A 14,876-nucleotide genomic window follows, 5' to 3' on the forward strand; every position below is an offset into this window, starting at 1 on the left:
GGAGCGATCATAAAAAGGCCCGCTCGAAGCGGGCCCAAGTATTCCAAACCGGAACGAAGGGAAACGAAAGAGCGGGTTGTCGGTCGGCCTCCTGCCCACCGGGGCTTCATGCCCGAACCCGCGACTGCCTCCTGCAGACTGTTCAATCGGGCGAAGATCCCTGGCTCCCCGTACGAGCCTTCCGCCCTGCAATAACCAACCTCCCTGTTGCCTTCCCTGATTTCGGCCACTTCCTGTGGCCGCGCCTTCCTGGCGAATCGTCCCTGAGCTTGCCTTCCCTGGCGGGGCCCTTCCTGGGCCACCGCATCCTCCCTGGCGGATTTCTTGCCGGCCCCGAGCCCGGGGCCGCGTTTTGTTTAGTCAGAGCCTAACAAAGCGGCCGGCTGTCTCAAGGCCACCCCCTCGCCGGCCCCTGGTAGCCCCGGCATCCCCACCAGTGGTTAAACAACCTACAACTCAATGACTTGAAGCTCATTAATCCACCGGAGAGACAGAGACTGTCATGAGACCAACCAGTAGCCCTACAGTGATTTCAGTCGATCCCTACAGATGTGAACGCATTCCATTGCCGAAACGCCTTGAAGCCGGCTTCCGGGGCCCCCAATTGAGGCCTTTGATGCCCGGCCCTGGCGGGTCGGACAAGCGGCATTACCAGGAGAGGAAAAGATGAGCGAGACTGACAGCATCGTCGATGTCACCGCCGAGGATTTCGAACAGGAGGTTGTCGAGGCCTCCCGGCAGCGGCCCGTGCTGGTCGATTTCTGGGCCTCCTGGTGCGGCCCCTGCCAGAGCCTGATGCCGGTCCTGGAACGGCTGGCAGAGGAGTACACCGGCGCCTTCCGGCTGGCGCGGGTCAATACCGATGAACAGCAGCAGCTCGCCGCCGACTGGGGGGTCCGCGGGCTGCCCACGGTGAAGGTCTTCCGTCACGGGGAGGTGGTGGAGGAATTCACCGGCGCCCAGCCGGAATCCGCCATCCGGCCGCTTATCGACAACCACCTGCCGCGGGAGTCGGATGCCGCGGTGGAGAAGGCGGAGGCGGAACGCGAGGCCGGCCGCCCGGAGGAGGCACTGGCCCTGCTACGGCCGGCAGCCGAGGCGGAGCCGGAGAATGCCCGGCTGCAACTGCTCCTGGCGGAGCTACTGACGGATACCGGGCACGCCGACGAGGCCGAGACGCGCCTGGACGGACTGCCGGTGAACCTCGCCTCCGATCCCCGCGTGGAGTCCCTGCGGGCCCGCGTGACCCTGGCCCGGATCGCGGCAGAGGGGCCGTCGGATGAGGAACTCGACCGCCGCCTGGAGGCCGATGGCGACGACCTGGAGGCGCGCTACCACCGGGCCGCTCGCCATGCCCTGAAGGGGGATCACGAGACGGCGCTGGCTGATTTCCTCCATATCCTGCAGCGCGACCGCGGCTTCGCCGAGGATGGCGGCCGCCGCGGTCTGCTGGCGGTCTTCGAACTACTGGGCAACTCGGGCGATCTGGTCAATCGCTACCGCGGCCGGATGTTCGCCGCCCTCCACTGACGCCCTACTGCTCCAGCGCCTCCACCAGCTTCTCCGGCGGCGCAAAGCCGGGGATCATGCGGCCGCTCTCGGCAACAATGGTGGGCGTCCCGCGGATCCCCAGTTCACCGGCGAGATCGAACTGCCCGCCCACGGGGTGGTCGTCGCAGGCCTCACCACCGCCATCGCTGCTGTTCTTCATCGCCCGGTCCATGGCGGCCTGGCGGTCGTCGGCACACCAGACGGCCACGGCCTTGTCCCAGGAGCCGGAGCCCCGGCCGGCGCGGGGGAAGGCGGCGTACTGGACCGTGATACCGCGCTCGTTGTAGGCCTCGATCTGCTCGTGGAGGCGCTGGCAGTAGGGGCAGTCGATATCGGTGAAGACGGTGACCCGATGGCGCTCGTCCTCGGCCGGATAGGTGATAAGCCCCTCGTCATCCAGCCGGGCCACCTGCTCGGCGCGGCCGCGCCCGCGGGCGGCCTCGCTGAGGTTGCGCCGCTCCTCCACGTCCAGCAGGTCGCCGGCGAAGATGTAGCGCCCGCCCTCGGTGATGTAGAGGACCTCCTCGTCCACGACCACCTCGAGGATCCCCTCCACCGGGGTGGAGCGGATCACCGGATCCTCCGCCTCGGGGATGAGCTTGCGCACCTGCTCGGTGAGCCGGGCATCGCGCTCGGCGCTGCCATCGGCCGGCGCGGCGCCGGTATAGAAGGTAAGGACCAGGGCAAGGCCCAGGCCGACGACGGCCAGAAGGCCGCCCATTCGCTTGGATGCTGCGGTCACGTCGATTCCTCGCTGCTATCGGTGGGCATACAGTTTCATTGGTCACCGCCAGGGCGGACAGGTTCCCCTCATCCGGCCGCCCGGGCCGGTACCACGGCCGCCAGCGCCTCGCGGATGAGGCCCGGCCCGGAGCCGGCGCGGGGCGCACCCTCGGAGAGGATCCGGCGCCAGCGGCGCGCGCCCGGGCGGCCGCTGAAAAGGCCCAGCAGGGGCCGGGTCAGCGCGGTCATGGGGGCGCCGTCGGCGTGGCGCTCCTGCGCGTAGGGGAGCCAGGCGGCCACCGCCTCCTCCGGCGTCGCCACCGGGGCCGGTTCGCCGAAGAAGGTGGGGTCCACCGCCTGCAAGAGCCAGGGGTCCTGGTAGGCCGCCCGGCCCACCATCACCCCGTCCAGGGCCGGCCCGGTGGCGGGGTGGAGCTGCGCCCGGGCGGTCTCCCAGTCGCGGATCCCGCCATTGATCTGGATGGCAAGCCCCGGATGCTCCGCCTTGAGGTGCTGGACCCGCTCCGGGCGCAGGGGCGGGATGTCGCGATTGGCCTTGGGCGAGAGCCCCTGCAGCCACGCCTTGCGGGCGTGGACGATGAAGGTCTCCACCCCCGAGCCCGCCACCGTGGTCACGAAACGCTCCAGGTCCGCGTACTCGTCCTGGTCATCGATGCCGATGCGGCACTTCACCGTCACCGGGATATTCACCGCCTCGACCATGGCACCGGTGACTTCGGCCACGTGCTCGGGCTCCGCCATCAGCGCGGCGCCGAAACGGCCGGACTGGACCCGGTCGCTGGGGCAGCCGACATTAAGGTTGATGGCGCTGTAGCCCCACGCCTCGCCGATCCGGGCCGCCTCGGCCAGGTCGCCGGCATCGGCGCCCCCCAGCTGCAGCACCAGCGGCGACTCCGCCGGGTCGTGGCCCAGCAGCCGCTCCCGATCCCCGTGGATGGCCGCCTGGGCGTGGACCATCTCGGTATAGAGGACCACCCGCCGGGAAAGGAGCCGGGCGAGATAGCGGTAGTGGCGGTCGGTCCAGTCCATCATGGGCGCGACCGACACCTCGGGGGCAGTACGGGGTTCTGTCATGGGGCCATTCTAGCGGGCCACCGGTCGTTCCGGGTAGCCGGGGCTCCGGTCAGGGGCGGTTGGAGGTTGGAGGTAGGCGGTGGGGGTCACGGGTCCTCGACGGCAGGGATGCCGTCGTGGAGCCTACATGGACGTATGTACGGCGTACCCGTGACCCCCACCGCCTACCTCCAACCGCCTCGCTTTCCGGCACTCCCCTCAATCGGTTTTGGCGATCTCACCGGTCTCAGCCGGCCCGGTCTCCGGCCAGGCGCGCAGGATGGCGTTGACCAGGGTCGCCAGGGGGATGGCGAAGAAGATCCCCCAGAAGCCCCAGAGGCCGCCGAAGACGAGCACGGCCACGATGATGGCCACGGGGTGGAGGTCCACCACCTCGGAGAAGAGCCACGGCACCAGGACGTTGCCGTCCAGCGCCTGGATGACGAGATAGATGATGACCAGCCAGGCCAGGTCCGCCCCCCAGCCCCACTGGATGTAGCCGGCCACCGCCACGGGGATGGTGACCACCGCCGCGCCGATGTAGGGGATGAGCACCGAGACGCCCACCAGGACCCCCATGAGCAGGGCGTACTCCAGCCCCAGCAGGCTGAAGACCGCCCAGGAGACCACGGCCACGATGAGGATCTCCCAGAACTTGCCGCGGATGTAGTTCCCGATCTGCTGGTCCATCTCCCCCCAGATCCGGGCCAGGAGGCCGTGGTCCTCCGGCAGCAGGCCGACGAACCAGTCCACTAGGGTGCGCTTGTCCTTGAGGAAGAAGAAGATGAGGACCGGCACCAGGACCAGGTAGACCACCAGGGTAATAATCCCCAGCACCGAGGAGAGCGACAGCGACAGGACCCGCTGACCCAGGCCGGTGATCTCCGTCCGGGCGGCGTCGATGAGCTCCCGGATCTGGCTCTCGGAGAGGAAGGCATACTGCGCCGGAAGTTCCAGCAGGGCCTTCTGCCCCTCGGCGATATAGGTTGGGAGCTGGCGCAACAGGTCGGTGATCTGGACCCAGACCAGCGGCACCAGCCCCAGCAGCAGGAAGGCGAGGAAGGCGGTAAAGGCCGCCAGGACCAGCAGGATGACCAGCAGCCGCGGGGCCCCCCGGCGCTGGAACCAGCCCACCACCCCCTCCAGGAGATAGGCCAGCACCACGCTGGCGATGACCGGCGCCAGCATGCCGCCGAAGAGGAAGACGATGCCGAAGCCCACCAGCAGGGCCACGGCCAGGGTCACCGTCTGCGGCTCGGAGAAGCGCCGCCGGAACCAGGCGGTGACCAGGTTGCTCATTCGCCGTCCTCGCCCGCGGTCCCGAAGTTCCGCTCATAGTGGCGATAGAAGACGGTCTCCAGCTCGTCGATGACCGAATCGGCCTCGCGGCCCTGGAGGGTGTGCTCGGCCATGAGCTGGGAGGTCTCGTCCAGCATCTTCGCCTTGTCCAGCATGGGGTAGGTGGCGGAGAGGCGGCGGATGGCCTTGACCACGCTCTCCTTCTCCGGCCGGGGGATGTCCACCGGCTCCGGCGTCGGGCGCTCCTCCTTCTCGCCGCGCTGACCCAGATACTCGGCGAAGCCGATGACGGTCTCCCGCTCGCCCTCTTCCAGATCACGGGCGGCGGCGAGCATTCGCTTCTCCCAGTCCTTCATCCGTTCCGTCACTCCACCTTCAACGAAAAGACCGGCGTCTTGTGGCGCTCCTGCATGAGCTGCAGCTCGCTCACCAGCGCCACCGCGACGCGGTCGGTAACATCCTGCATGTCCGGCCAGCGATTGCGCGCCTCGCTCATGAGTTCACCCAGGTTCTCCGGCGTCTCCCGGTCGTCCTCCATGACCAGGTCCTCCAGCATGCCGGGCTTCATCTCCGGGCGGAAGAGCAGGCCGTAGGTGGTCTCCGTGGGCCGGATGGCCAGCCACTTGCCCTCGTCGTCCACCACGATGGGGTCGAGCCCCTCGGGCAGGGTCGCCGAGCCGTTGTAGAGGACCAGCACCTGCCGGCCGTCCACCGCCTGGGCGAGCTGGTCCTCGGCACCGGCCTCGGTGGCGTGGGCGGTGGTCCAGTAGGCGTTGTGGAAGGGCTCCGTGGAGAGCTCGGCCCCATGGACGGCGGCCACCGACAGGCCGCCGAAGCCGATGCCCACCGCCGGTCGCTTGGCCTTCTCGTAGACACCGATGAGACGCATCTCGTCGTCCAGCCAGGGGCAGGCCTCGCGATCGGCGTTGGGGTGGCTGCCACCGAGGACGAAGAGGCCGTCGAAGTGCATGGCGCTGGAGGGCATGGCATCGCCCACCGCCATGCGGTAGTAGGAGAAGCCGATCTCGCGCTTCTCCAGCTGCGCCTCGAGCTGACCCAGGAATTCGGTGTAGGTGTGCTGGATGACGGCCATCTGTTTCATTTCGGCTCCTCCATTGTCGCCGGGTCGGCGTGCGACCGGCAGTAGTCCCGCGCGAATTCCATGAGTTCCTCCATGGCGCGCAGGCGGAATTTCTGGCGCTGGTGGACGAAGGAGAAGGGCCGGCTTACCTGCGGCTCCAGCTCCAAGGCCACCAGCGTCCCCAGGCGCAGCTCCTTGTGCACCGTGGAACGCGAGAGGATGGCAACCCCCATCCCGGCCTCCACTGCTCCCTTGATGGACTCCGGCGAGCCGAGTTCCATAATGACCTGCAGGTGGCGGTAGTCGATACCCTCGGCCTTGAGCGCCTCCAGCAGCACCTCGCGGGTCCCGGAACCCTCCTCACGGCAGATGTAGGGGTACTGGTGCAGCTCGGCGAGGGAGAAGGTCGTTCGCCTGGCCAGTTCGTGCTCCGGGGCGCAGATGAGGACCAGGGGGTCCATGCGACAGTGCTCCACGGCCAGGTTCTTGTTGGCCACCGGCGCCTCCACCAGGCCCAGGTCGATCATGTTGTTCTCGACCATGGAGACGATGGCGTCGGTGTTCGCCTCCTTGAGCCGGATCCCGACATCGGGGTAGCGCTTCTTGAAGTCACCCAGCAGCCCCGGAAGCATGTATTCGGCGATGGTGGTGCTCGCCCCCAGGAGGAGGACCCCGTTCACCGCGCCGGTGAGGTCGCGGACGGCGTTCTCCATGTTGCCGTAGAGCTCGAAGATCCGCTCGGCGTAGTCGAAGACGCGCTGGCCCGCCTCGGTGAGGCTGATCCGGTTGTGGGTACGATCGAAGAGCCGGGTATTGAAGTGCTCCTCGAGCTGGCGCACCTGGAAGGTCACCGCCGGCTGCGTCATGTGCAGCGCTTCGGCCGCCTTGGTGAAGGAGAGCAGCCGCGCCACGGTATGGAAGACCTGGAGTCGCCGATCGGCCATGGGGTTGGCTCCCGCGTCGCCTGGAGGTTTCGGGGCGCGCACGCCGCCGGCGGCGATCCTAGCATGAATGACCGGGGCCGCCGGTTCCTTAGTACAATACTAAACTTTAGGATAGGGGTCAGACCAGAGCGAACCCGGCTGGGTCTTCCGCCGAAAAGTCCACTCAGGACTCCTGCGGGCCGGGGGACGGGATCCGGGGCCCTCGGCGGCATGGATGCCGCCGTGGAGGCTACAGGGACGTATGTACGCCGTGCCCCGGATCCCGTCCCCCGGCCCGCAGGAGGCCGCCCCGAATCGAATCCGCCTTCCATCCGGAGCCAACATGTCCCGACCCTGGCAGAAACTCGACCTCTCCGGCGGCGGCCTGCAGAGCGTCAACCAGAACCTCGCCGGCCGCCTGCGCAAGCGCACGACCACCTGGGCATTGTGGCCATTGTTCCCACTGGGGTTGCACCGTCTCTACCTGGGCGACCGGCGCGGGGCCATCGCCCTGCCGCTGCTGACCCTGGGCGCCCTGGGCCTCTGGTGGGCCGGCTGGGCCCCGGTGGCCGCCGCCCTGGCCACCGTCGTACTCGGCTGGGGCGTCGTCGACCTGTTCCGTATCGAGGGGCTGCGGGCGGAGGTGAACAAGACGCTGCGCAAGCAGGCCTTCCTGGGCGGCGGCGCGACCCCGCCGGCCGGCTATCGCGGCCGCTACCCCCAGGAGAGCGAGGACCCCGAGGCAGCCATCGCCGCCTACAGCGCCGAGAAGGAGCGCGAGCACGGGGGCCACATGCCCCCTCGAACGGGGGAAGACGACAGCGGTGGCCGGATGCCATCCTTCACCGAGCAGGAGAAGATGCTCCGGGAAATGGCCAGGGAACGGGACGCGGATGAACCGAAAAGCGGCGGCAATGATTAATCATTGACCAGCGCAAAGTGTGACGGCGTTCACATTAATGCGCCGGTGGGATACCGTGGCTCCGATGGGAGCCGTCGAGCGTGCGGCATAGGGAGAGGTTTATGTTCCGGGTCATGGTGGTCAATGCCAAGGGCGGTAGCGGCAAGACCACCCTCTCCACCAACATCGCCGGCTATTACGCCGATCAGGGCTACCACACGGCCCTGATGGACTACGATCCCCAGGAATCGGCCATGGCCTGGCACGCCATGCGGCCGAAGACCGCGGCCCCCATCCATGCCATCTCCGCCAACCGGCACGTCACCGGCGCCACCCGCTCCTGGCGGCTACGCATCCCGCCGGAGACCCAGCGGGTCGTCGTCGACGTCCCCGCCGGCTTCACCGGCTACGACCTGCAGAACATGCTTCGCCGGGTGGATGCCGTCATCATCCCGGTGCTGCCCTCGCCCATCGACATCCATGTCACCTCGGACTTCATCAAGGACCTCTTCCTCACGGGAAAGATCCGCGCCATGCCGGTGGAAGTGGGCGTCATTGCCAATCGGGTCAAGAAGGACACCCCGGTCTACCATCCGCTGCAGCGCTTTCTGAAGCGGCTGGAGATCCCCTTCATCACCACCCTTTGGGACAGTCCCAGCTACACGGATGCCGCCGAGCACGGGCTCTCCATCCACGAACTCCACGACGTCGACCCCTCGGAGCTGGCCCAGTGGGAGCCGCTGCAGGAGTGGCTGGCCGCCGCCGAGGCCAAGGCGGAAAGCCAGGAGCCGCCGCCCATTCCGCGGACGACGACCTCGCGCTGGTAGGAACACACGACGGAAGAGCCGGGGAGGGCCGGGTGGCCCGTTCCGGGACCGTCGGCGGCATGGATGCCGCCGTCGAGGCTACAGGGATGTATTCACGCCGTGTCCCGGAACGGGCCACCCGGCCCTCCCCAGCCCCCCGGACTGATTCACCCGAACCGACTCACCGGGACACTTCCTTCCAGGCCGCCGCCACCCGTTTCTCCGAGACCTTGCCCCGCGCCCCGATCTCCTGGGCGAACAGCGCGATGCGGTACTCCTCCAGCAGCCAGCGGAAGTCGGTGAGTTCGTCCCGGCGGGGATGGTCCCGCCAGCGCTCCCACCAGGGGCGGATGGCGCGCAACGGCCCCCGCTCCCGGGCGGGGTCCTGCTCCAGCCGCTCCACCCGGCGCTGGATCCCGCGCAGGTAGCGCGGCAGGTCTGCGAGCCGCTCCGGCGGTAGCGCCCCCAAAAAGCCCGGGTAGACCAGGAAGTCCAGCTGCTCCCGGATATCCGCCAGGCTCTCCATGAGCGCCAGGCTGTTGAAGCCCTCCAGGGCGCGGGTGATGTCCCGGTACTGACCCAGGATCCCGTGGAGCTGTTCCACCAGCTTGGTGGCGGTGGGCACCAGGTCACCGCGGCGCTCCAGCCGCGCGCGGAAGGTGGCCTCGTCCCGGGGCAACGGCTCGTCCCCCAGAAAGACCCGGTCCACGGCCACGTCGGTGATGACCTCGGCGGCGTCACTGCTCCGGTCCACCCGCAGCAGCTCCTTGCGCACCGCCTCCAGGCCCGGCAGCTGCCGGCGCAGGTAGCGCACCGTCTGGCCCGCCGCCAGCCGGTAGAGTCGCCGCAACCCGGCGCGGCTGGCCGCCTCGGCCGCCTCGGCGGTATCGAAGAGCCGCAGCCCCACCGCCTCACCCTGGTCCACCAGGCCCGGGTGGCCGGCGAAGGTCACCCCGCCGGTGGTCAGTTCCACCCGCTGGGGCAGCTCGCCGAAGTCCCAGTCGGTGATCCCGTCGCGCTCCCACTCGTCCCCGGCCACGCCGGTGAAGCCGGCGGTGGCCGCCCCGCCCTGCTCGGACTGCAGGGCGGCCAGATCCCGGCCGGTGGCGACCACGGTGCCGTCGGCATCCACCACCTCGAAGCGCAGGCGCAGGTGGTCGGGCAGTTCCACCGCGGTCCATTCCTCGGCGGCGACCTCCACCCCGGTCATGCGGAGCAGCGCCCGGCCCAGCGCCTCGGTGAGCGGCTCGTCGCCGCGCGTGCCCACCGCCTCCCGGGCGGCACGGGCGAAGTCGGGGGCGGGGACGAAGTGGCGCCGGCGCGCCTTGGGCAGGCCGCGGATGAGGGCGGTGATCTTCTCCTCCAGCAGTCCCGGCACCAGCCACTCGAACGGTGCCGGCGGGAGCTGGTTGAGGGCGGCCAGCGGCACCGTGGCAGTGACGCCGTCCTCGGCGTGGCCGGGGTCGAAGCGGGAGCGCAGGGGCAGCTCCACCCCGGCCACGGTAAGCCGGTCCGGGTAGTCGGCGGCGGTGACGTCACCGGCCTCGCCGGCCAGGGCCGCCTCCGGATCCAGGAAGAGGTAGCGCGGGTCGTCGGCCTCCACCTGCTTGCGCCAGCGTTCGAAGGCCTTGCCGGTGTGGATGCCCTCGGGGATGCGGCGGTCGTAGAAGTCGAACAGGGTCGCCTCGTCCACCAGCAGGTCCCGGCGGCGCGCCTTGTCCTCCAGCTGCGCCACCGCCTCCAGGCACTCGCGGTTGTGGGCGTAGAAGGCGGCGTCGGTGGCGTAGTCCCCCTCCACCAGCGCCTGCTGGATGAAGACCCGGCGCGCCTCCTCGGGATCGATGCGGCCGTAGTCCACCCGCCGGTTGCTGGCGAGGATGAGCCCCTGCAGGGAGGTCTGCTCGGCGGCCACCACCCGGGCGCTCTTGCGCTCCCAGTGGGGGTCGCCGTAGCTGCGGCTCACCAGGTGGTCCGCCAGGGGCTCGATCCACTCCGGCTCGATGCGCGCCACGGTCCGGGCAAAGAGCCGGGAGGTCTCCGCCAGCTCGGCGGCGATGATCCACTTGGGCGCCCCCTTGATGCCGCTGCCGGGGAAGAGGTGGAGCTTGCGGCCCCGGGTGCCCAGGTATTCCTTCTTCTCGTCGCGCACCGCCACGTGGGTGAGCAGGCCGGCGAGCAGGGCGCGGTGGAGGCCGGCGTACTCCGCCGGGGTCTCGTTGAGCCGCCAGCCCTGCTCGGTCACCGTCTGCTTGAGCTGGGTATGCAGCTCCCGCCACTCCCGCACCCGCACCGGGGAGAGGAAGTTCTCCTTGCAGTGGGCCTCGAAGCGCCGCCGGGTGAGGTGGCGGCGGCGGTCCTCCACGTGGTCCCAGAGCCGGAGCAGGGAGGCGAAGTCGGAGGCGTCGTCGGCGAAGGGGGCGTGGCGGGCATCCGCCTCCCCGGCGGCCTCGGCGGGGCGCTCCCGGGGGTCCTGGATGGTCAGACCGGCGACCACCACCAGCGCCTCCGCCAGGGCGCCTTCCTCCCGGGCGGCCTGGAGGATCCGGCCCAGGCGCGGGTCCACCGGCAGGCGGGCCAGCTCGCGGCCGGCGTCGGTGATCCGGCGGCCGTCGTCCACCGCCCGCAGCTCGTGCAGGAGGCGGTAGGCGTCGTTGATCTGCTTGCGCTCCGGCGGGTCGACGAAGGGGAAGTCGGCCACGTCCCCCAGCCCCAGGTCGGCCATGCGCAGGACCACGCTGGCCAGGTTGGTCCGCCGGATCTCGGGGTCGGTGAAGGGGGGCCGGCCCTGGTAGTCGGCCTGGCTGAACAGGCGGATGCAGATCCCCGGCGCCACCCGGCCGCAGCGGCCGGCGCGCTGGTCGGCGGAGGCCTGGCTCACCGGCTCCACCGGCAGGCGCTGGACCCGGGAGCGCACCGAGTAGCGGCTCATGCGCACCAGGCCGGTATCCACCACGTAGCGGATCCCCGGCACGGTCAGGGAGGTCTCGGCGACGTTGGTAGCCAGGACGATGCGCCGCCCGCCCCCGGTGCGGAAGACGCGGTTCTGCTCCGCCGCCGACTGCCGGGAGTAGAGGGGCAGGATGGTGGTCTGCGGCGGGTGGTGCTTGCGCAGGGCCTCCGCCGCCTCGCGGATGTCCCGCTCGGTGGGGAAGAAGACCAGGATGTCCCCGGGCCCCTCGGCGGCCAGCTCATCCACCGCCGCCAGGACCCCGTCCAGGATGCCACCCTCCCCGTCCTCGGCCTCCTCCGGTGGGCGGTAGCGCACCTCCACCGGGTAGCCGCGGCCGCTGACCTCGACCACCGGCGCGCCGTCGAAGTGGTTGGAGAAGCGCTCGGTATCGATGGTGGCCGAGGTGATGACCAGGCGCAGGTCGGGCCGGCGCGGCAGCAGCCGCTTGAGGTAGCCCAGCAGGAAGTCGATGTTGAGGCTGCGCTCGTGGGCCTCGTCGATGATGATGACGTCGTAGGCGAGCAGGTCAGGGTCGTGGGGGATCTCGGCCAGCAGGATCCCGTCGGTCATCACCTTGACCCGGCTGCCCTGGCCAACCCGGTCCGAGAAACGGACCTTGTAGCCCACCAGCTCCCCGGTCTCGCCGCCCACCTCCTCGGCCAGGCGGTTGGCGACGCTGCGGGCGGCGATGCGCCGGGGCTGGGTGTGGCCCACGCGGCCGTCGATGCCATAGCCCAGCTCCAGGCAGAGCTTGGGCAGCTGGGTGGTCTTGCCGGAGCCGGTCTCCCCGGCCACCACCACTACCTGGTTATCCCGGATGGCGTCGCGGATGACCTCGCGGTGGGCGGTGACCGGCAGGTCCGGCGGATAGTCCAGGCGCGGCTCCGCCTCCAGGCGGGCGGCGCGATCGGCGCGGGCCCGGCCCAGGTCGGCCTCGATGGCGGCCAGCGCCTTCTCCCCCACCGGCTGGCCGCGCTTGAGGCGGCGCTCCACCCCGCCCAGGCGACGACGCAGCGCCTCGGCCTCCTGCCGGGGCACCTCCGCCAGGGCGCCCCGCAGGTCAGCCAGGCGCTGCTTCTGTTCCCGGACCCGCGACCGGGCGCGCGTATCACCACTCATGCTGGCATTATACGGGGCAGGGGCCGACCGGGTCACAAGGAATCCTGGCCCGGGAACAGGAATCCAGCAAGGATCGAGGACGAGCGGGAGGGAGGTCGGGTGCAGCAGGTCCTCGACGGCAGGGATGCCGTCGTGGAGCCTACATGGACGTATGTACGGCGTACCTGCTGCACCCGACCTCCCTCCCGCTCGTCCGGCCTAGTCCGGCCAGAACAGGAAAAGACATCCCATGAAGACCACACGCTGGCACAGGACGGGGCCCATCCTGCTGGGACTGGCACTGCTGGCCGCGGCGCTCTGGTGGCAGCACACCGACCTGCGTGGCGCCGCCGACCTCCGGGATCGGCTGGAGCGGCTGGTCTACGACTGGCGCTTCGAGGTGACCCGTCCCTTCGCCGGGGCCGACAGCGGCGCCCAGGTGACCATCGTCGACATCGACGAAGAGGCCCTGGCCGCCCACGGCCGCTGGCCCTGGCCCCGGGAGACGGTGGCGGAGCTGGTGGAGCGGCTCCACGCCGCCGGTGCCGTGGTGGTGGGGCTGGACATCCTCTTCCCCGAGCCCCAGCGCAATCCGGTGGAACGGGCCCGGGACCTGGCCGAGCGGGCGGGCCTGCCCCTCGACTTTCGCGATCGGCTGACGACCCTGGCCGAGCGGGCCGACGGCGATGTCCGCCTGGCCGAGGCCCTGGCCGGCGGCACCTCGGTCCTCGGCTATCACTTTCGCAGCGACGAGGGCCGCAAGGGCGCCCTGGGTCCGCCCCTGCCCCTGGCCGAACCGCTGCCGCTGGAGCAGACGCGCCTGCGCCGGGCCGATGACTACACGGGCAACCTCCCGGCCCTCCAGGAGGCGGCGGCCAGCGGCGGCTTCTTCACCATCCTGCCGGACAGCGACGGGGTCCTGCGCCGCTACCACCTCGTCATGGGCCACGACGGCGAGGTCCACCCCTCCCTGGCCCTGGAGATGGCCCGCCAGTACCTGCTGAGCGGCCCGGTGGAGGTTACGACCGCTCCGAGCGGCCGCGCGCTCTCGGTTACCGGTCTGGACCTGGGCGGCCTCTCGGTGGAGACCGACGGCGACGCCTCGGTGCTGGTCCCGTATCGCGGCGGGGCCGGCGCCTTCCCCTACCTCTCCGCCGCCGATGTCCTGGCCGGGGAGGCCGACCGCGATGCCCTGGCCGGAGCCCTGGTCCTCATCGGCACCAGCGCCGCCGGCCTCCACGACCTGCGGAACACCCCGCTGCAGGCCGCCTATCCGGGTGTGGAGGTCCACGCCAGCGTCCTCGCCGGCCTGCTGGGGGAGACCTTCCCCCGGCAGCCGGACTGGGCGGAGGGGGCCGCCTTCGTGCTGCTACTGGGGCTGGGCGGACTCCTGGCGCTGGGGCTGCCCTGGCTGCGACCGCTGGCGCTGGCGGTGGTCACCGCCGTGGCCGCCGGCGGCGTGGTGGCCGGCAACCTGGCCGCCTGGGCCACGGCCCACTGGGTCCTGCCAGCGGCGGTACCGCTTATCCTCGTTCTGGGGCTGGGCATGCTCAACATGGCCTGGGGCTTCCTCTTCGAGAGCCGCAGCCGTCGCCAGATCCAGGGGATGTTCGGCCAGTACGTCCCGCCGGCCCTGGTGGAGGAGCTGGCCCGGGACCCGGAGCGCTCCGCCAGCATGGAGGGGGAGCGCCGCGAGATGACGGTGCTCTTCTGCGATATCCGCGGCTTCACCACCCTCTCGGAGCAGCTGGACGCCGGGGCACTGAAGGATCTGCTCAACCGCTACTTCACCCCCATGACCCGGATCCTCTTCGAGCACCGCGGCACCGTGGACAAGTACGTGGGCGACATGATCATGGCCTTCTGGAACGCGCCGCTGGACGACCCCGACCACGCCCGCCACGCCGTGGATGCCGCCCGCGCCATGCTCGCCGAGACCGAGCGCCTGAAGCCGGAGCTGGCCGCCCTGGGCTACCCGGAGGTGAACATCGGCATCGGCCTGAACACCGGCGAGATGAACGTGGGCAACATGGGCTCGGAGTACCGCCGCGCCTACACCGTGCTGGGCGATGCGGTGAACCTCGGGTCCCGGCTGGAGGGGCTGACCAAGTTCTACGGCGTGAGCCTCATCATCGGGGGGACCACCCGCGCCGCCCAGCCCGACCTGGTCTGCCGCCCCCTGGACCGGGTACAGGTGAAGGGCAAGGAGGAGCCGGTGACCCTCTACGAGCCGGTGGGCCGCAAGGACGAGGTGGACAGCCCCACGCGGGAATGGCTCGAGCAGCTGGAGCGCGCCCTGGCCGCCTACTGGTCCCGGGACTGGGAGACCGCCCGGGCCGACTTCGAGGCCCTGGCCGCGGCGGAGCCGGAGCGCGTGGTCTACCAGCTCTACCTGGAGCGCATGGCGGCCGTGGACCCGGCGGAGCTACCGGCGGACTGGGACGGCGTCTTCCGCCATACCAGCAAGTAG

Annotated in this window: 11 protein-coding genes; 4 read left to right on the forward strand and 7 right to left on the reverse strand. The window is 70.2% G+C overall.

Annotation, left to right across the window (positions count from 1 at the left end; genetic code table 11):
• Window positions 1-666: 666 nt before the first annotated feature.
• Window positions 667-1,530, forward strand: coding sequence for a thioredoxin (gene trxA, locus BM272_RS05605; RefSeq protein ID WP_093427793.1), 864 nt, complete (start codon window positions 667-669; stop codon window positions 1,528-1,530).
• 4 nt (window positions 1,531-1,534) lie between these two features.
• Here trxA and BM272_RS05610 read toward each other — a convergent pair whose 3' ends face one another.
• The 6 genes from BM272_RS05610 to BM272_RS05635 all read right to left on the reverse strand — a co-directional run bounded on the left by BM272_RS05610 (window position 1,535) and on the right by BM272_RS05635 (window position 6,672).
• Complete coding sequence (locus tag BM272_RS05610) at window positions 1,535-2,293, reverse strand: DsbC family protein (RefSeq protein WP_143613182.1); 759 nt, start codon at window positions 2,291-2,293, stop codon at window positions 1,535-1,537.
• Between the two features lie 68 nt (window positions 2,294-2,361).
• Window positions 2,362-3,369: a tRNA dihydrouridine(20/20a) synthase DusA gene (gene dusA / locus BM272_RS05615; RefSeq protein WP_093427795.1), complete on the reverse strand. Its 1,008-nt coding sequence runs from the start codon at window positions 3,367-3,369 to the stop codon at window positions 2,362-2,364.
• 198 nt (window positions 3,370-3,567) lie between these two features.
• A complete protein-coding gene (locus BM272_RS05620) occupies window positions 3,568-4,647 on the reverse strand; it encodes an AI-2E family transporter (RefSeq protein WP_093427796.1) in 1,080 nt (359 codons plus the stop codon).
• Window positions 4,644-4,982, reverse strand: a complete 339-nt coding sequence (locus tag BM272_RS05625; RefSeq protein WP_240308041.1) for a Crp/Fnr family transcriptional regulator — start codon at window positions 4,980-4,982, stop codon at window positions 4,644-4,646. Before BM272_RS05625 ends, BM272_RS05620 begins: the two co-directional genes overlap by 4 nt.
• A gap of 29 nt (window positions 4,983-5,011) precedes the next feature.
• Window positions 5,012-5,749 (reverse strand): type 1 glutamine amidotransferase family protein, encoded by a 738-nt coding sequence (locus tag BM272_RS05630; protein WP_093427798.1) that lies wholly within the window; start codon window positions 5,747-5,749, stop codon window positions 5,012-5,014.
• Window positions 5,746-6,672, reverse strand: a complete 927-nt coding sequence (locus BM272_RS05635) for a LysR family transcriptional regulator (protein ID WP_093427799.1) — start codon at window positions 6,670-6,672, stop codon at window positions 5,746-5,748. Before BM272_RS05635 ends, BM272_RS05630 begins: the two co-directional genes overlap by 4 nt.
• Window positions 6,673-6,994: 322 nt before the next feature.
• Here BM272_RS05635 and BM272_RS05640 point away from each other — a divergent pair, with 322 nt between their 5' ends.
• Together BM272_RS05640 and BM272_RS05645 are read left to right on the forward strand one after the other, a co-directional pair.
• Window positions 6,995-7,573, forward strand: a complete 579-nt coding sequence (locus tag BM272_RS05640) for a TM2 domain-containing protein (protein WP_093427800.1) — start codon at window positions 6,995-6,997, stop codon at window positions 7,571-7,573.
• A 101-nt stretch (window positions 7,574-7,674) separates the two neighbouring features.
• Window positions 7,675-8,379 carry a ParA family protein gene (locus BM272_RS05645; protein ID WP_093427801.1) on the forward strand — a complete coding sequence of 235 codons (705 nt, stop codon included), beginning with the start codon at window positions 7,675-7,677 and terminating at the stop codon, window positions 8,377-8,379.
• Between the two features lie 160 nt (window positions 8,380-8,539).
• Here BM272_RS05645 and hrpA read toward each other — a convergent pair whose 3' ends face one another.
• Window positions 8,540-12,427 (reverse strand): ATP-dependent RNA helicase HrpA, encoded by a 3,888-nt coding sequence (gene hrpA, locus BM272_RS05650; protein WP_093427802.1) that lies wholly within the window; start codon window positions 12,425-12,427, stop codon window positions 8,540-8,542.
• Between the two features lie 229 nt (window positions 12,428-12,656).
• On the opposite strand from hrpA, the gene BM272_RS05655 reads away from it, so the two are divergent.
• On the forward strand, window positions 12,657-14,876 hold the full coding sequence (locus BM272_RS05655; RefSeq protein ID WP_093427803.1) for a CHASE2 domain-containing protein: 2,220 nt from the start codon (window positions 12,657-12,659) through the stop codon (window positions 14,874-14,876).

Origin of the sequence: Thiohalospira halophila DSM 15071, assembly GCF_900112605.1 — a bacterium.
Taxonomy (GTDB): Bacteria; Pseudomonadota; Gammaproteobacteria; order Thiohalospirales; family Thiohalospiraceae; genus Thiohalospira; species Thiohalospira halophila.